Raw genomic sequence first — 22,053 nt, 5'->3', positions numbered from 1 at the left:
GATCGCCTTGTACATGCGCGCTCCCGGCTGTTAAACGGTTCCCCTCAGTGCTTCTCGGTGAAGATCTGGCCCTCAAAGGTAAGGACTTCAATCGAAGGGTAGGTCCAGCAGTGGTGAGGAAGGCCGGCCTTCATGCAGGTATGGTCGAGGAAGGTCTTTGCATCCCAGCCATATTCGGTTGCCACCTGGGGGAGGAGGAGTCCGCTTGTTCCCATGCCCCGGGCAATGAGCCCGTGCCGTCCCACAACAACCTTTCCCGGCCGGTCTTCCGGGTCGCCTTCTATCGTCACGGGAACGGTCAGGATAGTGACCTCGACTGTAATCTGCGGGAGCTCGGATTTTTCCACCGGCGGAAACCGGGGGTCCTCTGTTGCTGCCGCTGTTGCGGCATGCTCGATTGCCTGCTCCAGCTGCATTACCGGGTAGGGAAGCCCGATACATCCCCGGAGTTGCCCGTTTATTGTAAGGGTGACGAAAACCCCGCGCTTCTCATTGAATATCGGGGTGAGTTTCAGGACAGGTTTTGGCTTCTTTGCGCAGACGTACTCAACGGCGCCGCGTGCAGAGCGGATCGCCATGAGCCCCTCTTCATCGGTGAGCAGTTCCATGGCAGTTCCTTTCTTCTGTTGTGACTGACTTGGTGCATCTGGTATACCAATCTATCGAATCTGCACACTATGCGGGAAATGATCCTGAAATGGCGGCCCTGACGCTGTGCTTATCTCCTCTGCCCGCCCATAGAATACTGAGAGGGAGAGAGCGGCTGACGGTGACAGAAATGTTGCTGAGGAAAGTCCCCCCACCCACCGGGCACGCAGCCGTACGCAAGTACGGGTGGCGAGAGTCACGGCAATGGCACAGAAACGACACGGCCTGCCAACAGTCATGATGCGGTTGAGCCTTACGGCGAGAAGCATGGTCTCCATGCGAGTAACCCGCTGAGCGATCACGGGCAGGAAACGGTGAAACGGCGAATCCCTGCGGGTGCAAGTCAGAACAGGACAGATGGATCGTCCGGTATCCGTCCGGGTATGACGCAGAGCTAAATGCCGCTTGAAACAAAAGGAGGCTTACTCCTCCCACTCACTTTTCATTGTGGAATCCTTTGCACGGGTATCATAGACTAATTCTTGAATACCCCCTGATCATAACGCTTCGTGGATAATGACAACAGGATATTAAACAGGCATTCCCAGAGTATGGTATGAGGATTCCATCATGAACATCCCCGTCATCCCGGGTCGGTCTTTCATGCGTTGTTCGCTTACGCTTATCCTTTTCGTTTTACTGAGCATGCCTGCTACAGCAGTTACCCTGACTCCCGGTGCATCTTCCGGTTCGACAACAATATCCAACGGTGATCCCGTGTATATTAACGGTGTTGCGACCGGTCATCCTCAAAACGGTCTTCAGATCTGGCTCATTGGCAATAACATGGTGAGGATCACCACCGTACAGGTCAACAGCGACAATACCTATACCTATGAGATCACCTCGACCGAGACACAGAACTTTGCTCCCGGCCAGTATCTGGTCATTGTCCAGCACCCCATGATGAACGGGCAGTATGATATTACCTACTCCGCGGCAACTGGACAGGTGATCAATCGCCAGATGCAGGCCAGCGGGGGAAGCGGCAGCGGCACAGCAATTTTTCAGCTGACCCGCGCCGGCAATCTCCAGAGCTCGGATGCGGCGTCAGCGCTCATGCGGGCAATCGGCAGCCAGAATGTCGATGATACCTTTGCCACGGTGTCGTTCTTCATCAATCCTCCGAATGCGTTTGTCAATCCGGTTGGCGACCATGTTGTGGGTGAGAAATTCATGATCTCCGGCACGACAAACCTTGCAGTCGGTGACAAGCTCCAGGTAGATGTCTATTCCTCCTCTTTTTCCCCCACAAAAAAAAGCCAGTCCGGAGCCTATTCCGGAGCAAGCGGTGTTGTGGAAGTGACTGCAGGAACCGGCGGGAAAAACCAGTGGTCTTTTGCCATTGACTCGGCAACATTCAGGCCGGACGAATATATCATTACGGTTGAAGGGATCCTGCAGGACGTGAAAGGTTCGGCCACCTTCAATATCCTTGCAGCAACACCGGCCCCGACAACGACGGTCCAGCTTCCTATGACACCATTACCTGAGACAAAGACCGCCTTTGCAATCGCCACTACCCCGACGGTTCGGACAGTCGAACCTGTAACAACCCATGCTGATGTTCCAGTGTGGGTAATCTTCTCCGGACTCGTTGCCGCCATCCTGCTCCAGATCAGCAGGAGACGATGAGAGAGATCTCACCACCCGAGCAGCAGGGTCTTTGTCCGGGAGTAGCTCTCCAGCGCATGAAGACCATTCTCCCTCCCAAGGCCACTCTCGTTCATTCCGCCGAACGGGATTTCCGGGGGAACGGTAAGGTGCCGGTTCACCCAGATGATGCCGGCGTGGATCTCGTCAAATGCCCGTTTTGCGGTATGGAGGTTGTTCGTCCAGATTGATGCCCCAAGACCATATGATGTACGGTTTGCCTCTGTTATAGCAGTGTCCAGATCGGGCACCGGTACGACAGGCAGGACCGGCCCAAAAACTTCCCCGGTCAGAAGCCCGCTGGTCTTCTCCACATCAGATACTACCGTGGGCCGGAAGAAAAATCCCCGTGAATACTCCGCTCCCTCGGGCCTTGTCCCCCCGGTAAGGATAGTGCCCTGCCCTGCATCCTGGACCTTGTTAATAAGTATTTCGATACGCTCACGCTGGATGGCGCTGTTGAGCGGGCCCATATCCGTTCCGGTATCAAGGCCATTCCCCAGCCTGAGTGCCTCTGCATTCTGTTTGAGTTTGCGGGAGAATTCGGTGGCAATGGATTCATGGACAAAAAGACGTTTAACGGCAGTGCAGGTCTGGCCCGCATTATAGAACCTCCCCCGGATTGCGCCATCAACGGCCTTGTTGATATCCGCATCGGGCATAACGATCATCGGGTCGGATCCCCCGAGTTCGAGCGTAAGTTCCTTAATGCTTCCGGCAGCGCGTTCGCGGATCCGCTGTCCTGTTGCATAGTTCCCCGTAAAGGAGAGTTTTTTTATTGACGGGTGTTCCGCGATAGCTTCACCGACAGTCTCGCCAGGACCGGTGATGATATTCAGGGTTCCGGGGGACAGTCCCACCGTATCGAGGATCTGTGTAAGACGGAGCGTGGTCAGCGGTGTCGAGGATGCAGGTTTGAGGACAAGGGTGTTGCCGGCCAGCAATGCAGGACCGACCTTCCAGCCCATGATAAGGACCGGCATGTTCCAGGGAATGATGGCACCACAAATGCCCAGTGGTTCACGGGTAACAAGGGCATCTCCTGTTGCACCCAGTCGGACCAGTTCGCCGTTCTGGGCTCCGGAGATCCCGGCATAAAATTCAAGGATGTTGGCAAACCCCCGGATCTCGTCAATGGATTCGCGAAGGGGTTTTCCCTGTTCCGTGGTGAGAAGACGTGCCAGGTCCTTGTGCTGTTCCCGAACAATCCCGGCAGCACGAAAGAGGATCATTCCCCGTTCACGCTGCGTTTTTTTCTTCCATACAAAAAAAGCTGCATCTGCAGCGGCCACTGCGCGTTCAACATCGTCTTTTGTCCCTTCTGGAACACGGTCGATCTCATCACCAGTGGCCGGGTTAATTACCGGTATCCAGCTGTCATTGCCAGGTTCTGCATCGACCCCGCCAATCCGCATCAGCATCTGTTATCGCATCCCTTCAGGGACATTCTTCCATCCCGTAGTACTGGTTTACTTTGCGGCTGTGCCCTAAAAATCCACCCATCCGGTTGAATATCTGAATGTAACAAATGAAGTATTGTTATCTGTGATTGAACGGCGATTATTGGTGCCGGGATGATGGAACAGAACGGCTGCACCCGGATGCAACGGCGGCTTTTGCTACCGCTGTTGCAACCCTTTTTGTCACGCTCTTGTCAAGGATACTGGGCAGGATACAATCAGGGCGCGGTTTTGTTACACAACCGGCAATGGCATGTGCGGCTGCGATCTTCATGTCATCGGTGATCCGGGTAGCCCGGGCATCCAGCGCACCCCGAAATATTCCGGGGAACGCCAGTACGTTATTGATCTGGTTGGGATAGTCGCTCCGGCCGGTGCCGACAACGGCTGCACCAGCCTCTTTTGCTTTATCCGGCATAATCTCCGGAACGGGATTTGCCATGGCAAAAACAATGGGATCCCTGTTCATAGACCGGATCATCTCCGGTGTCACAAGACCCGGGGCAGAGACCCCGATGAACACATCGGCTCCGCACAAGGCGTCGGCAAGTGTTCCGCTCAGGGCGATCCGGTTGGTTTCTTCTGATATGATGAATTTGTACTTGTTCTGGTAGAGCCCTTCCCGGCCCCGGAATATCGTGCCCTGCGTATCGCAGACAATAATCTCGTTGACCCGGGTACAGACTTCCGGGCTGTAGCCGATGCATTTCAGCATCCTCGTAATGGCATATCCGGCAGCACCGGCCCCATTGATAACAATGTTCAGATCTTTGTATTTTTTTCCTGTTACTTTACAGGCATTGATAAGTGCTGCGAGAACGACTACTGCAGTTCCGTGCTGGTCGTCGTGCATGACCGGGATCCCGATATCCTGAAGGGCATCTTCTACCTCGAAGCATTTCGGCGCGGCAATGTCTTCAAGGTTGATGCCGCCAAAGACCGGCGCAATGTTTCTGACCTTGTCCACAAAATCCGTCTCGTAACTCTCAAAACAGATCGGGAACGCATCTACTCCGGCAAATTCCTTGAACAGGATCGCTTTTCCCTCCATCACCGGTATCGCTGCATATCCCCCGATATTGCCCAGCCCGAGAACCGCTGAACCATCCGTAACAATCGCGATGGTATTTGCCTTCAGGGTATATTCGTACGCATTGTCCCGGTTACGGATAATCTCACGGCTTACTTCAGCAACTCCTGGTGTATAAGCAAGGGACAGGTCATGTCGTGTTTTTAGAAGGACCTTCGGCCGGATGGCAAGTTTCCCACGGTGTTTTTCATGAAGAACAAGGGATTCCCTGTACAGGGAGTCGCTACCGGGTGAGAACGGCATACAGATATTTCACTATACCTGACAGTGATCGCGTTGGTCATGAATCTGGTGGTCGAAATGGGATTCTCGCTGTATACCACTCCGCCGGGATTCTTGCCTGAATACCAATAATGTGCCCCTTCCAGAAAGCAATATTTAATACATAAATGAACAAATGTATACATCAAGGCATACAAAATTCATTGCGCGGCTCTTGTTCAGTCGCTTGTCATCCTTGTTACCTGGTTATGGTTGTGCAAATCATGAAGTCAAAAGATATTGCTATTGTAGGAATTCTGCTTGCTATCGGTGCCATCCTCCGGTACTTCCTTGCGATGCTCCACACTCCCCTGACACCGAATATGATCATCGCGTTCTACTGTCTTGCGATTATCCTGATACGGCCGAAGATCCTGGAAGCGCTCGGTATCGGTCTTGTTGCCGGTGTCCTTTCGATGCTGATATCGAGTTCGATGTTCCCTCCGGCAAATATCATCAGTGAGCCAATCGGTGCGCTGGTCTGTTTTATTCTCTACGCAGCCCTCAGGGAGCGGACGAAACTCGCCCCGACCGTTACCACGTTTCTTGCAACACTTGCCAGTGGCTTCTCCTTTGCTGCGATAGCAATGATGTTTGTTGGTGCAAGTGTGCTCTCCAGCCCAAAATACGGGGGAGACATCATGGCCTTTGTCGCTGTTTTTGTCCCTATCGTGGTCATAACGGCAGTCTTTAATGCAATCGTAGTCCAGTTCCTCTACATCCCTTCCAGCAGGGTGCTTCTTAGAGGACAGGAATGATCGAACTAACAGATATTACGTACACGTATCCCCACACGGTGCAGCCGGCCCTGCACCGTGTATCCCTCTCTCTTGAGGAAGGCCGGTGCGTTATGGTGACCGGGCCTTCTGGTGCCGGAAAAACATCGCTTTGTCTTGCAGCTTCCGGTATCCTGCATCATGAATATGGCGGGAAAAAGGAGGGCTCCATAGTTGTTGACGGGAAAGATGTGGCAGAGTATACAACCCTCTCGGATCTCGCGCAGAATGTCGGTGTCGTATTCGATGACCCTGAAGCCCAGATGATCTTCACAACGGTTGAAGAGGAAATCCTGTCAGCACTGGAACACCGCGGATTATCGGCTGCCGATATTGAGGAGCGTCTTGCCGGCATCATGAAAACCACCTATCTGGAAAAACTCCGGGACAGGTCCCCGCATCACCTCTCCGGTGGCCAGAAACAGCGTGTTGCCCTTGCCGCAACGCTAGCTCTCGGAAACGATATCCTCATCCTTGACGAGCCGACATCCGAGCTTGACGAGCACGCCACAAAAAGGATCGCTGATATCCTCTCCGATCTCAAACAGCAGGGAAAGACCATTCTGCTGGTGGAGCACAAATACCACCATTTTAAAAATCTCGTGGATACCCTTGTCATCATGGAAGCCGGGACCATCACAACCAAAGGCATACCGGAACAGGTTCTGCAAAATGAACGGATCCGCGCCATGGTTCTGCCGGATTTCACCACAATCCGTAAAGCGGTGCCGCACTCGTCAGCCAATGGCCCTATCATCTCGGTGCAGGATCTCCGCTATTCCTATGGAGATGTCGAAGCCCTTTCCGGGATCAGCCTGACCATCAGGCGGGGTGATTTTGTCGCTATCGTTGGTGAGAACGGATCAGGGAAGACAACACTTGTCAAGCATTTCAACCGGCTCCTTACGCCAACAAGCGGGGATGTCATCATCAATGGGAAAAATACAAAGGATTGCAGTATCGCAACACTCGCCCATGATGTCGGTCTTGTTTTCCAGAACCCGGACCACATGTTCTTTGCCGATACCGTACGGGACGAGATTGCATACGGTGTTCACAACCTTGGAATCGAAAAGAGCGATGAGGTCATCGATGCCGCACTCCGTGACGCGGGACTTTCCGATTCTGGGGGATTCTACCCCCGCTGGCTCTCCCGTGGTGAACGGCAGCGGCTTGCGATAGCCTGCGTTGTTGCCATGCAACCCGGCGTCATCGTTTTGGACGAGCCCACCACCGGCCTTGACGGGAACGAAGCGAGAATGGTCATCGAGATGCTCAAACACCTCCAGGAGAAAGGACATACGATTCTCATTATCACGCATAACAAGGAGATCGCGCAGCATTGCGCCGACCGTGTTATCCTGATGGAAAACGGGAAGATCGTGTCTGACATTGGAGGTGCATGACTATGGCCGAGATCCTCCAGTATGTGCACAAAGATGCGTTCCTGCACCGGCTCCATCCGTATACCAAGATCTTCTTCATCATCCTTGTCTCGCTCATGGCAATTATCGCGACAAGCATCCCGTTCCTTTGCCTCATGGTCTTTGCCATGCTCGTGTTCGCCGCGTATGGTGAACTCTTGAGGGAATCACTCCAGCAGCTCAAGTTCATCCTTGTGATGAGTATCATCTTCATCCTCATAACGGTCGTCACCATGCCCGGGGGAGAAACTCTGGGGTATGTGATCCCGGCAGGGATCCCGTTCATCGGGGGTTTCATCCCAATTACAAGCGGCGGGCTCATGATTGGTATTGTACTCACGCTCCGGTTCATGATCCTCATCTTCGCGTTCCAGCTCTTCCTGATCTCGACGCAGCCACGAGACATTGTCCATGCGCTGGAGAAGGTCCGGCTTCCCATAGATTATATCCTGATGTTCATCATCGCGCTTCGCTTCATCCCGACACTCCAGATTGAGGGGCAGCGTATCCATGAAGCCCAGCTGGCACGGGGATTCAATCCAGGGACGGGAATCACCGGGAAAGTGAAAAGTGTTGCCCCGATTGTCATCCCGCTCGTTTCCAATGCTTTGCTTCGTTCAAATGTTCTCGGCCTTACGATAGATATGCGCGGGTATCGGACAGGCAAGAGAACCCATGTTCGCGAGCGGGTTTTCCTTTCCCGCGATTATGCGGTTATCAGTATTCTTGCAGTCAGTGGCTGTGGATTTATCGCATTGTTCATCGGGCAGATGGTATAGGAAAAATTGTTATTCATTTTTAAAACGCAGATTTCATAGCGATTGCTATCGGTTTTTCAGATGCTGCCGGGAATCCAACCCGAAAAAGGAACGCCCCGGCCGGGACTTGAACCCGGGTCAAAAGCTCCGCAGGCTTCTAGGATGTCCACTACCCCACCGGGACGCGAGGTTATACGCCTGCCTTACTACAATAGTTTTCATCGTTTAAATATCTCACCGTTTTTAAAATATGCTGTGTAAAAATATGTTACCGTTTTATGACATTTCCGGGAGCCCATGTAGGAGTTGTCGTCGCTGTGACAAGAGCATGTGCTGTTACATCGCGGGTCTGCCCCCAGTAAGTACATGTATCAAATGTCATATTCTGTGGATCATCAAAATTGCCGTAGGGTTTTACCCAAAAATTCGTGGTGGCTGTGATCTTGTTACCATTTATTTCAATCAACATATCATCCGCATTTAATACTTTCAGCGTGCGAGAAGGGTAAGTTGTGTATTCAGTACCAAATCCGTCCTCAAGATAAATCTCACCAGTTGATTTGCTCCGCACTGTTATGATGAGATAGGATTGCGGATCATATGTTGAATACTGGTAGACAACGTCTTCTTTTTTCCCAAACCGGGATGTCGCTGGTTTATTGACAGTAATATTCTGGGGAATGACTGAGTAATTAATATACATCGGTGGATTCTTGAGATCAAACGTGAAAGCGGTCCCATTATAAAAGTAAGTCTGGGTTGTTGTGAAAATCCTGCAGCTACGGTCTTCTGGAACCGGGGTCGGGGTTGAGATTGCACGTGAATCGGAAGAATCGGGGCTCTCAATACCAAATAATGTCACATACGGTGTAACTTCAGTTACATAAACGTTAGCTGGAGTCGCTGTTGTACCAGGAATTGTCTTTTCCCCCGTGACAATAGATGATGAACCAGCCGAATCAATTGAACCGGGTGTTTCTTTCGGTGGTGCCACACACCCGGTGAGAATGAGAAGGGCAATTATGAAAAGACTCAGGAGAATTGAACTTCGTTTTATCATTATACCTGATTACTGTAATTAATGGTTTATAAAATTTTCAAAAGATGATACGACATAATCAACAACCGGTTCCATAAATTCTTACGAATTTCTTAGTACCGCAGAAAATGACGAGATACCTGAAGAAAGATACCATGATTCTTCGTTTCATTATCGCAAACATCTCCAAAATTTTTTTTACCGTTGATTATCATTGGATATAGGAACAATCTCGGTTTAAGAAATTTTTCTTTGGGAATACACACATAGAATACACACATAATGTATGTTATCAGATGTTCATGGTAGGTATATATGGCAGTGACTAAAAGCATCATTATTCTCGTATTATTCGTAATGGCTGCCCTTCTTGTCAAACCCGTCATGGGTGGAACACTCTACCTGTCCGGTAGCCCGAATCTTTCGGCATCCATTTCAGGAACCAATGAATTCTCACCAAATTCTGATGTGCAGATCAGCATCACAATCCAGAACACCGGGCAGAGTAAAGACAAACTGGTTCAGTCCGGGATCACTGACAGGGATGACCTGCCAACCACTGCGAAATTCCTTATCTCCACACTCTCCTCGGGCAATGCGCCGGTGTCGATAAAAACCGATCCGGTTATGCTGGGTGACCTGGCCGAATCATCATCCGCCGTTGCACAATACACGGTAAAGATCCTGGAAAATGCAGAAGGGGGAACCTACATCCTTCCTCTGATGTTGAACTATTCCTACCTCTCTTCCGCAAGCCAGTACAATGATGCAACAATGGAATATTTCTACCAGTCAAAAGAGATCACGCTGGATATCCCCATCACAATCAAACCGGAAGTTGTAATAGACGTCCTCTCTGCGGAACCTGAACATATAACCGCGGGGGCCAAAGGATACATTACCATACAGGTAAAAAATTCCGGCACTGCCCATGGATCGCAGGCTATTGTTGTCCTTACCCGTAATGGCGACAGCCCGATTCTTCCGGTAGATGACAGTGTCTACATCGGCGATTTCCCTGCCGGAAGCACTGCAACCGCCCGGTATAAAATCTCGGTTTCGGGCCGTGCGGAACAGCAGTCCTACCCGGTTGATGTTGGTGTCGTGTACCTGAACGCAGAAGGAGACAGTGAATCAACCCGTGAAAAAACCATTGGCGTTCCCGTTGGAGGAAAGGTGAATTTTGCTATTGTCTCTCCACCGGCCGCAATGCACCCGGGGAACAAAAAAGAGATCTTGGTTGAATATAAAAATATAGGGGGGAGTCCGGTTTACAGTGCCCAGGCGAGGATCAGTGCCGTAGATCCGTTCACCAGCGCTTCAGATATCGCCTTTATCGGCGATCTTCAGCCCAATGAATCACGGGTGATAACGTACCCGTTGGGTGTAGACCGCAGTGCCACGATAAAAGAATACGGCCTCGATTCAGAGATCCGGTACCGCGATGCTCTCGACAATACGCATATCTCGGATCCCATGAAAGTCACAGTTGACGTTACCGCAACAGAAGGAATTGCCATCATCCTGACAAATCCCATCTATCTCTCGATTGTTGCTGCTGCGGTTATCGGCATTGCCTACCTGGCATACCATTACCGGAAGAAAAAGGAATAATCCAGTCCTCTTTTTTCAATAAATACATCTTTATCTGCGATACGGCCAGAGTATCATTGCAGTATCATTAATCCGGATCCCAAAAGCATGTTATCACTCCTGGGACCCGGCATATCAAACGAGCCGGTCATCATGATCAATCTGCCAGAAAAAACGGAAACAATCTCATGACAATCCCCCGTATTGTTATTGCCGGAACGCACAGCGGGTGTGGTAAGACTACTGTCGCGGGCGGGCTCATGGGAGCCCTTGTCGCACAAGGATACCGTGTCCAGCCCTTCAAGGTCGGCCCTGACTTCATCGATCCCAGCCACCATTCCCGGATCTGCGGCAGTGAATCCCGCAATCTCGATCCATTCATGATGGGAGATACCGGCTGTCTTGATACGTTTCACCATGCATCGGAAGGATCCGATATAGCGGTCATCGAAGGTGTCATGGGGATGTTCGACGGGGTCGACGGGACAGACCTTGCCAGCACCGCACATGTTGCCCGGATCCTTCATGCTCCGGTGATTCTTGTCGTCGACGCAAAAGGGATGTCACGGAGCATCCATGCCCTCATCCGTGGTTTCCGGGATTTTGATCCAACCGTCACGATTGCCGGTGTGATTGTCAACCGCACCGGCAGCCCGCGTCACCGGGCGATGATCGAACCGTTCCTTGCGCTCCCCGCGCTGGGGTGGATCCCGCGGAGCGATGAAATTTCCGTAAAGAGCCGGCATCTCGGGCTGGTCATGGGCCACGAGCCCGCCCCCCACAACGAGATAACTGCCATGATTGCTGAACATTGCGATCTTGACGCGGTGATGTCAGTAGCCCGGGCAGCCCCCTCTCTTCCTTTCCTGCCACAACCTGATCCTCCGGTGGAGTCCCGTGCGCGAATCGGTGTTGCGTATGACAATGCATTCTGCTTCTATTACCGGGACAACCTCGACCTGCTGGCACGGTCCGGTGCCGAACTTGTCTTCTTCTCCCCGCTTGCCGATGCTCTGCCGCCCGTTGATGCCGTGTACATGGGAGGAGGGTACCCTGAGCTGTTCCTTCCCGGCCTTGCATCAGCGATCTGCACAAAAGAACTCCCGAAAGCTGCGGCCGAAAACCTGCCCATTCTTGGTGAATGCGGAGGACTGATGTACCTTGCAAGAGAAGTCTCCGAAGAAGCAACGCATCGTATGACCGGAATTCTTCCCGTTTCAGCAACCATGACGAAACGCATCCAGGCCCTCGGGTATACAAAAGGCACCGTCACTTCTGCAGGTGCGGCATTTCTCACCCCCGGACAAACCGTTACCGGCCATGAGTTTCATTATTCACAGCTCGAACCCGACCGTGATGCACGGTTCACCATCACGCTCTCAAGGGGAAAGGGAATTTGTGATGGCAGGGACGGGCTCGTGTCCCTGAATGCAGTGGGCCAGTACACCCATGCGTATTTTTCCCCAGCATTTGCCCGGTGCTTTGTAGATGCAGCAGTATCCTTCTCGCGGACCTGATTCTCCCTGCACCACCTCGCACGCAGACACAAGGGATAATCATTCAGGAGCACGAATCTCTTTTTCACAGGTAGTCTGGTTTTTTATGCGCAGTGATAATGCAAAGAAAGGGTATGAGCGGGCACCAAACCGGGCGCTTCTCCGCTCGCTTGGGGTGACCGATCGCGAGATGGGACTCCCGTTCATCGGTATTGCGAATGCATACAACACAATCGTTCCCGGGCATGTCCACCTCAACCAGCTGGCCGGGAAAGTCAGGGAGGGCATTGCAGCGGCCGGCGGTGTGCCCTTTGAGTTTGGCACAATCGGTATCTGCGATGGTATTGCGATGGGTCACGAAGGAATGCGGTATTCCCTCCCGTCGCGTGAGAACATCGCCGACTCGATCGAACTTATGGTTCAGGCGCATTGCTTCGACGGCCTTGTCTGCGTCGGCACCTGCGATAAGATCGTGCCCGGCATGCTGATGGCAGCAGTCCGGTGCAATATCCCCACAGTAGTCCTGACCGGTGGGGCCATGCTCTCCGGCTTCCAGGACGGAAAGGAGCTCTCCCTCATCGATATCTTCGAAGGCGTAGGAAAGGTCGCCGCGGGATCCATGACCGAGAAAGCACTCGGCGAGCTCGAGTGCTGCGCCATGCCGGGATGCGGCTCCTGCCAGGGGCTGTACACCGCGAACACCATGGCCTGCATGACCGAAGCCATGGGGATGTCCCTCCCCGGCTGTGCGGCAACACCCGCGGTCGATGCCGGAAAACTCCGGATCGCCCGCGAGACCGGTGAGGCAATCATCCCGCTCGTAAAAAAACAGGTCCTCCCCCGGGACATTATCACAAAGAAGAGCCTGCGGAATGCCATCCGGGTGGATATGGCACTCGGCGGTTCCACCAACACGGTCCTTCACCTTATGGCAATTGCAACGGAGGCAGGAATCCCGCTTTCCCTGGATGACTTTGCGGAACTTGCCGGAAAAATCCCCCATATCTGCTACATGCAGCCGTCCGGCCCGCACTCCATGCAGACACTCCACCGTGCCGGCGGGATTCCCGCGGTCATGAAACAGCTGGAGAAATTCCTTGACAATACCCCCACGGTCTCCGGCAGGAAAGTCCTTGATATCGCAAAGTCCGCGGTCGTGAGAAACAGCGAAGTGATCCGGCCGGTAAAAAAACCGATCAATGCAGAAGGCGGTCTCCGGATCCTTTCCGGATCGCTTGCGCCTGACGGGGCTGTTGTGAAGAGCGCCGCTGTACCAAAGGAGATGTGGAAGCATACCGGCCCTGCCCGTGTCTTTGATGGTGAAGGACCCGCCATGAAAGCAATCCTTGGCAGGAAGATCCGGGAAGGAGATGTTGTCGTTATCCGGTACGAAGGCCCGCGTGGCGCACCCGGCATGCCGGAGATGCTCTCACCCACCTCCGCACTGATGGGGCTCGGGTTTAAAAAAGTGGTTCTCATAACTGACGGAAGGTTCTCAGGGGGTACCCGAGGTCCCTGTATCGGGCATGTGGCCCCGGAAGCAGCGGCCGGTGGACCAATAGCGCTGGTGAAGGATGGCGACACGATTGCTGTCGATCTCCACAAGAAAGCAATCGATCTTAAGGTCACGGCACAGGAACTCAAAAAGCGGAAGAATACCTGGAAACCTGTCACAAAGAACCTGACCGGTGTCCTTGCCCGGTATGCAAAAACCGTTGAACAGGCCAATCTCGGTGCTGTTCAGCGCTGATCCATTTTTTTACAATACACAATCCCGTTGACCCCCATTCCTGCGCTCATCTTCCTGAATTTCAGAACGTTGGGTTCTTCAGCAACCGTACTCTTGTTGTAAGATGCCGGTCATCCGGATTTTTCCTGCATGTACAGGAATCTCCGTTGGTGAGGGTCAGGAGAAAACAGGGAAAAAAGTGTTGAAGGATTATGCTGCGCTGTCGTAGATCAGGCAGAAATAGCGCGATTGCCAGAGCACGAGGGGCGGGACGATGAGGAACAGGATGAGTGTTCCAACATAGGGGATCGCCATCAGGATGAATTCAATGATACCGATGATGATACCGATGATGATGAGGGCAATGATGTAGTTGACCCACCCGATCTTGCCAATGGTTTCGAGGATTGCCCCGAAGTTGAATGCCTCTCCCATGGATCCTGTCCGTGCAAACCGGATGATACCGATCGTTGCAAGAAGGCCCGTGATGAAGGCAACAATGAAGAAGAGGAGGAAGCCTACGAGCATCCCACCCATGATCCCTATGATTGCAGCAGGGTTTGTAATATAGGAGGTTATCGCTGCACCAAGCATCACAAAGAAGATGATCAGGCACGGGATGGCCCAGATGAGCGAGATGATGAGATACTTGATACCGTCAATGATGAGAGTCCCCCACCCGGTGACTTCAGGGGCAGGTTTCTCACCGCGATAGATCTTCAGGGTATACCCGAGGAGCGGGATACAGAGAAGGATGGTCGCAATCAGGAGCAGAATCCATTGCATCCATTTACCAACAACCCCGTCTTTTGCATAAGCAAAAGACTCGCCAAGCATGTTTCCGAAATCCATTCTTTTCGCCTCAATATAGTCAAATCGTCCATGACCGGAAGCGGCCACAAACGATTTAAAGAAGGTATGGCAACTTCGCAGAATAAATATCTATCGCAGATTTCTGCCTGATTTTTAAAAAAGAGGAAAAATATCAGTGCCTGAAGTACCGTACGCCCGTAAAGACCATTGCCATATGAAGGCGGTTTGCGGCATCGATGACTTCCTTATCGCGGATCGATCCCCCCGGCTGCACAAGTGCCGTGGCACCGGCCTCTGCGGCAACTTCCAGCGTATCCGGGAACGGGAGGAACGCATCGGAGGCAACAGCCGATCCTTTCAGGGAACCGCATGCCTTGCTGATGGCGATCTTTGCCGAATCGACACGGCTCATCTGGCCGGCGCCAATCCCCAGCGTCCTCTTCTGGTCGGCAAAGATGATGGTGTTGCTCTTTGTATGCTTGCAGACCTTCCAGGCAAGCTGGAGTGCCATCATCTCATCTGCAGTCGGGTCGCGGTCCGTGATTACCTGCCAGTGCTCCTGGTAGGCCGGTGTCCTCTGGACAAGGATTCCCCCATCGATTGCCCGCACCTCATCCGCTTCGCAGCGATCCGGCAGAAGAAGGACACGCATGTTCTCCTTCTTCTTCATAACCTTCAAGGCATCTGCGGAGAATTTCGGCGCAACGATTACTTCGACAAAAGTACCGCAGATCTCTTCGGCAAACGCTTTTGTGACCTCGCGATTGACGGAAACGACCGAACCGTACGCGGAGACCGGGTCCACGTCGCGGGCAGTGAGGTAGGCATCGAGAACGTCCGTGCCGGTGGCAACACCGCAGGGATTGTTGTGCTTGACAATCACCGCTGCTGCATCATCAAACTCCCGGAGCAGTGCAACGCCTGCATTCACGTCGAGGTAATTATTATAGGACATCTGCTTTCCCTGGAGAGGTTCTGCGCCGGCAATCCCGCTAGTGCCGTACACTGCCGCCATCTGATGAGGATTCTCCCCATAGCGGAGAGGCCTGCCATGGGTGTATTGCAGCGAGAGGGTGGGGGGGAAAGGTGAATCGAGCCGCTGGAGGTAATTGCTGATTGCTGCATCATAGGCAGCGGTACGGGCGAACACTTTCTTTGCAAGCCCGAGTCGCTGTTCTTCGGAAATCCCGCCGCTTTTGATTGCAGCCAGGACTGCCGGATAGTCCGCGGGATCGACAACGACAGCAACATCACGGTAGTTCTTGGCAGCAGCCCGGATCATCGCCGGCCCGCCGATGTCAATGAACTCGATCAGGTTCTCAAGATCCAGGTCCTTCTGCGACATTGCTTCGAACGGGTAGAGGTTGACAACAAGGAGGTCGATCCTGTTGATCCCGTGCTTGGCCATCACAGCATCATCGATCTGCCTTCTCCCGAGAAGGCCGCCATGGACCCGGGGGTGGAGGGTCTTGACCCTGCCATCCATCATCTCGGGAAAGCCGGTATAACTGGAGACTTCCGTGTAGCGGATCCCGGCGGCGGCAAGAGCCTTGCCGGTACCCCCGGAACTCATGATATTGTATTTCTGTCCGGCAAGTTCCCGTGCCAGATCCACAATCCCGGTCTTATCCCAGACTGAAAGCAGTGCCCACTTCATGGTCATAACGTTGGGCAGGAAGGGAGAAAAAAGGTGTGGAGGAGAACTTCCGGTTCCATCCTCCGGTTGCGCAGGTAACCGGCAGAACATTGCCAAAAAACCTGATTCCGGGAAGATTCTCTCTCAAAATTGACAAACCTGGCCTGTCCGATCTTCATTTCACGCGAATATTGGTCCCAGTTTCTGAAACAGGCCAATAATTGCCGCTCGCTTGGTATCCGCTTACTCAAAGTTTATATAGAACCACAATGCAATAGATATTGGAACATCGAATGGGATGGACTATGAGCAATGCAGAGAACGGGCAGGAGCCCCCGGAACAGGAGACACCGGACATTGCCGCACAGAATGCGGAGATCCCGGCATCCGGAACTGCGGAAGCTGATGCACAGAAGAAAGCCTACGCAGAACTGAACGACCGTTTCCTGCGTCTTGCAGCGGATTTTGAAAATTACAAAAAACGCAGCGAGCGGGACCGGGTCCAGACTATAGCCCTTGCAAACGAGAGGTTTGCCTGTGACATCCTCGAAGTTGCCGACAACATCGAACGGGCACTGAAATCGGACGACGCTCACCTTCGTGAGGGAGTTGTCCGGATTCAGCAGCTCCTTTCAGCCCAGCTGCAGCGTCACGGCGTCTGTCCCATAGAGTCGCTCAACAAAACGTTCAACCCGCAGGAGCATGAGGCGATTGCCCATGTGCCCTCGGACGCCTGCACCGGAACCGTTATTGACGAAGTATGCCGCGGGTACCGGATGCATGACAAAGTTATCAGGTATGCAAAAGTAGCAGTATCCAAGGGAAAAGAAAACAACCACAAGGAGGCTTGAAAACCATGGCAAATGAGAAGGTTCTGGGAATCGATCTGGGAACAACCTATTCCTGTATGTCGATCATGGAGGCCGGGAAGCCCATTGTTATCCCGAACTCCGAGGGAGGGCGGACGACCGCTTCAGTGGTCGCGTTCACCAAAGAAGGCGAACGCCTTGTCGGCAGTCTCGCAAAACGCCAGGCTGTAACCAATCCGTTAAAGACAATCCAGTCCATCAAGCGGAAGATGGGCACAAGTGAGAAGGTAACTATTGACGGCAAGGCGTACACCCCGCAGGAGATCTCTGCAATGATCCTGCAGAAACTCAAGATCGATGCCGAGGCATATCTTGGCGAGAAGATCACCAAAGCTGTCATTACCGTCCCTGCGTACTTCAACGATGCCCAGCGACAGGCAACAAAAGACGCCGGCCAGATCGCCGGCCTCGAAGTGCTCCGTATCATCAACGAGCCGACTGCCAGCGCCCTTGCGTACGGCATCGACAAGGAGACCGATGTCACGGTTCTCGTGTACGATCTTGGCGGCGGGACCTTCGATGTCTCGATCCTGACGCTTGGCGACGGAGTCTTCGAGGTCAAGTCCACGGCCGGCAACAACCACCTTGGCGGCGACGATTTCGACAAGCGGGTGCAGGATTACCTTGTCGAGGAGTTCAGGAAGAAGGAAGGCATCGATCTCCGGAACGATCCCTTCGCCATGCAGCGGTTGCGCGATGCAGCGGAGAATGCAAAGATCGAGCTCTCCCAGCGGCAGACCACCAACATCAACCTGCCCTATATCACAACCGACGCAAGCGGCCCCAAGTTCCTCAACATCGATCTCACAAGGGCAAAGCTCGAACAACTGATCAGCGATCTGGTCGAGTCCACCATGGGCCCGGTCAAGCAGGCGCTCTCGGATGCCAAGCTGGAGCCCAAGGACATCGACCATGTCCTGCTTGTCGGCGGTTCGACCCGTGTCCCGCTCGTGCAGGAAACGGTCAAGAAGCTTCTTGGCAAGGAACCCGACAAGGGAATCAACCCCGATGAATGTGTTGCGCTCGGTGCCGGGATCCAGGGAGCGGTCCTTACCGGTGAGGCAAAGGACATCGTACTGCTGGACGTCACCCCGCTCACGCTCGGTATCGAGACCCTGGGCGGCATTGCTACCAAGCTCATCGAGCGGAACACGACCATCCCGACCCGGAAGAGCCAGATCTTCTCCACGGCAGCCGACGGCCAGACCAGTGTCGAGATCCATGTGGTCCAGGGCGAACGTGCGCTCGCAAAGGACAACTTCACGCTCGGGCGCTTCCAGCTGACCGGCATCCCTCCGGCACCCCGTGGCATCCCGCAGATCGAGGTAACGTTCGATATCGACTCGAACGGTATCATCCATGTCTCGGCTAAGGACATGGGCACCGGAAACCAGCAGGCCATCTCCATCAAGGGCGACCGCAAGCTCTCTGAAGATGACATCAAAAAGGCCATGGACTCTGCCAAACAGTTCGAAGCAGAAGACAAAAAGAAGCGCGAGGAGATCGAGCTCAGGAACCAGGCCGACACGGCGGTCTTCACTGCAGAAAAGATGTTGAAGGAGAGCGGCGACAAGCTTGAGACCGCAGACAAGACGAAGATCGAAGAGGGCATTGCAGAAGTCAGGAAGGTTTTGCCCGGTGAAGATCTCGAAGCCATCAAGAAGGCAATGGAGTCCCTGACCGAGGCAGTCTATGCCGCAACCACCAAGATCTACCAGAAGATGCAGGCCGAGCAGCAGGCAGCAGCCCAGCAGCAGGCCGGCGGCGCTGCGGGCGGGGCCGGACAGGCTCCCGGGCAGGAGCCTAAGACCGACGACAACGTGGTCAACGCAGATTATAAAGTAAAAGACGAGTGAAGTGATCCGTAAATGAGTGCGGGCGACTACTACGACACCTTATGTGTCCCGCGGAATGCCGACGAGAAAGAGATCAAGAAAGCCTACCGCAACCTTGCCCGCAAGTACCACCCCGATGTCTGCAAGGAGCCTGGCGCAGAAGACAAGTTCAAGAAGATCAACGAGGCCTACAGCGTACTCTCCGATGCCCAGAAGAAAGCCCAGTACGACAACATGGGCCACGAGACCTTCACCAATGCGTCGAAAGGCTCCTACACCGGCGGAGGCAGCGGCTTTGGGAACGGCGGGTTCTACTCCGATTTCTCGGGCTTCGGTGACATCTTCGATTTCTTCGGCGGGGGCGGCCACCGGAGGTCCGGCCCGCAGCCCGGCGCCGATCTCCTGATGCGGATCCAGATCCGGCTCGAGGATGCCGTTGCCGGCATTGACCGGGAAATTGAGGTGATGCACTCGGAGCCGTGTGCAACCTGCAGCGGCTCCGGCAGCGAGACAAAACGGCTGAACGTCTGCCCGCGGTGCGGCGGGAGCGGCCAGATGCGGCAGGCAACCAACTCCCCGTTCGGCCAGTTCGTCCGGATGTCCACCTGTACCCAGTGCGGGGGCCGGGGAAAGATCCCGGAGAAGACCTGCCACGAATGCCACGGATCCGGTCACAACCGGGTCAAGCGAAAGGTCTCGGTTCACATCCCGGCCGGGATTGACAGCGGCATGCGGCTCCGCATGGAGGGTTATGGCGAGGCCGGGGATTACGGGGCGCCGAACGGGGACCTGTTCCTTGAAGTCTATGTCATGCCCCACGAACGTTTCATCCGCTCGGGCGACAACCTTGAGACGGTCATTGAAGTCTCACCTGCCCAGGCCGTCCTTGGGACGGATGTTGAGATCGAGACCATCGACAAGCGCCACATCGACCTCAAGATCCCTGCCGGCGTGCAGTACAACATGGCCTTAAAAATTGCCGGCGAGGGCGTCAAACGGCGCGGAAAGCCCGGCGATCTCCTTGTCCGGGTGAAAATTGTCACCCCCAAATCCGTCAGCAGCGAGCAGAAGGAACTGTACCAGAAGATCATTGAGCTCGAAGGAAAGGGTGGCGGGGTCGGGGGCTTCTTCTCCGGTATCATGGGAAAGAAGAAGGGGAAGAAGTAATTCGATAAATCCCCTGTTTTTCCCTCTATTTTCTGGCGCATCTATTTGAGTGGCCGGGTACCATCTGATCAGGATGAAGCTGCTCTTTGAGCTCTCGGGAGAGAACGCGACACTCCCGTTTGCCGAGATCGAATGTATCGGCACGGTCGCCGACAAGAGGCTCCAGGTGGCAGTTGCCGAGTGCCCCGATCCTGATTCTTCACTCCGCCTCGCCATGACCCAGGTTGTCCTGGAATACCTTGGCGAGTGCGAACCGGATTGCGTCTCCTTCCGCGCCCTGCTCAAAGAACTGGCACTTACAACAGACCGTCCCTTTGCCGGCCGGGCAAAGAAAGTCCACGGGGGGTCGCAGGAACGCAATCCGGCATCGCAGCGGGAGTTCGAGCGTCTTATCGGGACCATGATCGATGGCCCGGTTTCCCTGATCCATCCGGAAGTCGAGTACCGGGCCATCCTCTCGGAGGACCGCTGTTATTTCGGAAAGGTGCTGCACCGGATCAACCGTGGGGGCTATGACCACCGGAACCCCGGCAAACGCGACTTTTTCCACCCGGGGGTAATGATGCCCCGGATGGCACGGACCCTTGTCAATATCGCACGTACCCGGGCGGGCGAGACGCTCCTGGATCCGTTCTGCGGGACCGGGGGCATTCTCATTGAGGCGGAACTGCTCGGCATGCACGCGATTGGCAGCGACTTCGATCCTTTCATGATTGGCGGGAGCAGGCTGAATGCAAAGGATTCCGACCTTCTTACTGCTGATGCGACCTGCCTCCCGTTCCCGGATCATTCCATCGACAGCATCGTCACCGATTTTCCCTACGGCCAGTCGGTCTGCATCCTCAAGGCTGACACCATGGACCGATTGTACAGTGACGCCCTGTCAGAGATTTGCCGCGTGCTCCGTCCCGGGCGCAGGGCTGTCGTCGTCACTCACCGTGACATCTCCGCAATCGCCGCACAGCACATGACGGTCCTGCAGCAGCACAGCCAGCGCGTCCACAAGAGCCTCACCCGGAAGGTTCTCGTCCTCACCAGCTGATGCGGGACCTGTCCGGTGGGAACGCTTTTTTCACGGTACGCCAGATAGTATCACACGTTATGAAACACCAGTACCCGTTCCTGATTGTGGTCCTCCTCGCCCTGTTCTTCCTGTCCGTTCCTGCATCCGGCTATTCCCCGGACGCCGTTACCCTGTACGAACAGGGAACAGCATCGGTAGCTGCCGGTAACCTGTCCGACGCAATTGCCGCATTCGACCAGGCCCTCCTGCTTGAGCCGGAGTATTACGAGGCCTGGGACGCCCGTGCCGATGCCCTGAACCGCGACGGGCAGTTTTCCCGTGCACTCGAATCCTCCTCCCGTGCCCTTGCCCTCAATTCCAGTTACCTGCCCGGCTGGATCAACCGGGGCCAGATCCTGTATAATCTCGGGTACGTATACGAGGACCAGAAAAAAGATACGGTGAAAGCAAACGAGTATTACCTCCAGCAGGTCCAGGCATTCGAGAAGGCGATTGCTCTTGATCCGACGAATGCCGATGCCTGGTTCAACAAGGCATATGCGCTCGCCGGCCTGAAACGGTACGACGAAGCAATCGCAGCGTTCGACACGGTAAAGGAGCTCAATCCCGCATATCCCAAGATCGACAAGAACCGGGAGATCGCCCGCCAGCTCCGTGATTCCGTTACGCCGTTCTATGTCACGTATGCACCAGTAATCGTCGGCATTGCCGCGATCATCAGCGGGATCCTGTTCTGGGCCCTGATCCTGAGGGAAAAAGAAGAATAATTTTCCGGGCTCTTT

General features: G+C 54.1%; 18 protein-coding genes, 1 tRNA gene and 1 other RNA gene. 13 read left to right on the top strand and 7 right to left on the bottom strand.

From position 1 onward, the window contains the following. Positions 1–44: 44 nt before the first annotated feature. Positions 45–608 (bottom strand): TIGR00296 family protein, encoded by a 564-nt coding sequence (locus METFOR_RS08210; RefSeq protein WP_015285659.1) that lies wholly within the window; start codon positions 606–608, stop codon positions 45–47. 139 nt (positions 609–747) lie between these two features. Here METFOR_RS08210 and rnpB point away from each other — a divergent pair. Both rnpB and METFOR_RS08205 read left to right on the top strand, forming a co-directional pair. Further along, positions 748–1,085, top strand: an RNA gene (gene rnpB / locus METFOR_RS14745) — RNase P RNA component. Between the two features lie 208 nt (positions 1,086–1,293). Continuing rightward, positions 1,294–2,283, top strand: a complete 990-nt coding sequence (locus tag METFOR_RS08205) for a hypothetical protein (protein ID WP_148277640.1) — start codon at positions 1,294–1,296, stop codon at positions 2,281–2,283. Positions 2,284–2,291: 8 nt separating this feature from the next. Here the strand turns inward: METFOR_RS08205 and METFOR_RS08200 are convergent, their stop codons facing one another. Together METFOR_RS08200 and METFOR_RS08195 are read right to left on the bottom strand one after the other, a co-directional pair. Continuing rightward, positions 2,292–3,722 (bottom strand): aldehyde dehydrogenase family protein, encoded by a 1,431-nt coding sequence (locus METFOR_RS08200; protein ID WP_015285657.1) that lies wholly within the window; start codon positions 3,720–3,722, stop codon positions 2,292–2,294. A 139-nt stretch (positions 3,723–3,861) separates the two neighbouring features. Continuing rightward, positions 3,862–5,094, bottom strand: coding sequence for an NAD(P)-dependent malic enzyme (locus tag METFOR_RS08195; protein ID WP_015285656.1), 1,233 nt, complete (start codon positions 5,092–5,094; stop codon positions 3,862–3,864). 242 nt (positions 5,095–5,336) lie between these two features. Here METFOR_RS08195 and METFOR_RS15950 point away from each other — a divergent pair, with 242 nt between their 5' ends. Genes METFOR_RS15950 through METFOR_RS08180 form a run of 3 tightly spaced genes read left to right on the top strand, consistent with a single transcriptional unit; the run spans position 5,337 to position 8,091 of the window. Beyond that, positions 5,337–5,870, top strand: a complete 534-nt coding sequence (locus METFOR_RS15950) for a tryptophan transporter (protein WP_015285655.1) — start codon at positions 5,337–5,339, stop codon at positions 5,868–5,870. Beyond that, complete coding sequence (locus METFOR_RS14990; protein WP_015285654.1) at positions 5,867–7,294, top strand: ABC transporter ATP-binding protein; 1,428 nt, start codon at positions 5,867–5,869, stop codon at positions 7,292–7,294. Before METFOR_RS15950 ends, METFOR_RS14990 begins: the two co-directional genes overlap by 4 nt. A 2-nt stretch (positions 7,295–7,296) precedes the next feature. Next, positions 7,297–8,091, top strand: a complete 795-nt coding sequence (locus METFOR_RS08180) for an energy-coupling factor transporter transmembrane component T family protein (protein ID WP_015285653.1) — start codon at positions 7,297–7,299, stop codon at positions 8,089–8,091. Positions 8,092–8,182: 91 nt separating this feature from the next. On the opposite strand, the gene METFOR_RS08175 is transcribed toward METFOR_RS08180, so the two are convergent. Together METFOR_RS08175 and METFOR_RS15345 are read right to left on the bottom strand one after the other, a co-directional pair. Next, positions 8,183–8,254: transfer RNA gene (locus tag METFOR_RS08175), tRNA-Arg, on the bottom strand. 84 nt (positions 8,255–8,338) lie between these two features. Further along, positions 8,339–9,064, bottom strand: a complete 726-nt coding sequence (locus METFOR_RS15345; RefSeq protein WP_148277639.1) for a hypothetical protein — start codon at positions 9,062–9,064, stop codon at positions 8,339–8,341. A gap of 360 nt (positions 9,065–9,424) precedes the next feature. Between METFOR_RS15345 and METFOR_RS08165 the strand changes: the two genes are divergently transcribed. The 3 genes from METFOR_RS08165 to ilvD all read left to right on the top strand — a co-directional run bounded on the left by METFOR_RS08165 (position 9,425) and on the right by ilvD (position 13,948). Beyond that, positions 9,425–10,723, top strand: coding sequence for a COG1361 S-layer family protein (locus METFOR_RS08165; RefSeq protein ID WP_015285651.1), 1,299 nt, complete (start codon positions 9,425–9,427; stop codon positions 10,721–10,723). A 167-nt stretch (positions 10,724–10,890) separates the two neighbouring features. Further along, positions 10,891–12,219, top strand: coding sequence for a cobyrinate a,c-diamide synthase (locus tag METFOR_RS08160; RefSeq protein WP_015285650.1), 1,329 nt, complete (start codon positions 10,891–10,893; stop codon positions 12,217–12,219). Positions 12,220–12,304: 85 nt separating this feature from the next. Further along, positions 12,305–13,948, top strand: coding sequence for a dihydroxy-acid dehydratase (gene ilvD / locus METFOR_RS08155; protein WP_015285649.1), 1,644 nt, complete (start codon positions 12,305–12,307; stop codon positions 13,946–13,948). Between the two features lie 189 nt (positions 13,949–14,137). Here ilvD and METFOR_RS08150 read toward each other — a convergent pair whose 3' ends face one another. Then, complete coding sequence (locus METFOR_RS08150; RefSeq protein WP_015285648.1) at positions 14,138–14,779, bottom strand: DUF4013 domain-containing protein; 642 nt, start codon at positions 14,777–14,779, stop codon at positions 14,138–14,140. 133 nt (positions 14,780–14,912) lie between these two features. Further along, positions 14,913–16,397, bottom strand: a complete 1,485-nt coding sequence (gene purH, locus METFOR_RS08145) for a bifunctional phosphoribosylaminoimidazolecarboxamide formyltransferase/IMP cyclohydrolase (RefSeq protein WP_048111262.1) — start codon at positions 16,395–16,397, stop codon at positions 14,913–14,915. A 284-nt stretch (positions 16,398–16,681) separates the two neighbouring features. Between purH and METFOR_RS08140 the strand changes: the two genes are divergently transcribed. From METFOR_RS08140 to METFOR_RS08120, 5 genes are all read left to right on the top strand, one after another. Beyond that, a complete protein-coding gene (locus tag METFOR_RS08140) occupies positions 16,682–17,227 on the top strand; it encodes a nucleotide exchange factor GrpE (RefSeq protein WP_015285646.1) in 546 nt (181 codons plus the stop codon). 5 nt (positions 17,228–17,232) lie between these two features. Further along, the gene (gene dnaK / locus METFOR_RS08135) at positions 17,233–19,101 is read left to right on the top strand and encodes a molecular chaperone DnaK (RefSeq protein WP_015285645.1); all 1,869 of its coding nucleotides are present in this window, start codon (positions 17,233–17,235) and stop codon (positions 19,099–19,101) included. Between the two features lie 12 nt (positions 19,102–19,113). After that, a complete protein-coding gene (gene dnaJ / locus METFOR_RS08130) occupies positions 19,114–20,247 on the top strand; it encodes a molecular chaperone DnaJ (protein WP_015285644.1) in 1,134 nt (377 codons plus the stop codon). 73 nt (positions 20,248–20,320) lie between these two features. Further along, the gene (locus METFOR_RS08125) at positions 20,321–21,289 is read left to right on the top strand and encodes a methyltransferase domain-containing protein (protein ID WP_015285643.1); all 969 of its coding nucleotides are present in this window, start codon (positions 20,321–20,323) and stop codon (positions 21,287–21,289) included. 59 nt (positions 21,290–21,348) lie between these two features. After that, the gene (locus METFOR_RS08120; protein WP_158491363.1) at positions 21,349–22,038 is read left to right on the top strand and encodes a tetratricopeptide repeat protein; all 690 of its coding nucleotides are present in this window, start codon (positions 21,349–21,351) and stop codon (positions 22,036–22,038) included. Positions 22,039–22,053 lie beyond the last annotated feature (15 nt).

The organism is Methanoregula formicica SMSP, assembly GCF_000327485.1.
Classification (GTDB): domain Archaea; phylum Halobacteriota; class Methanomicrobia; order Methanomicrobiales; family Methanospirillaceae; genus Methanoregula; species Methanoregula formicica.
Note: the sequence above shows the minus strand (reverse complement) of the source record. Positions and strands in the feature narration are given on the sequence as shown.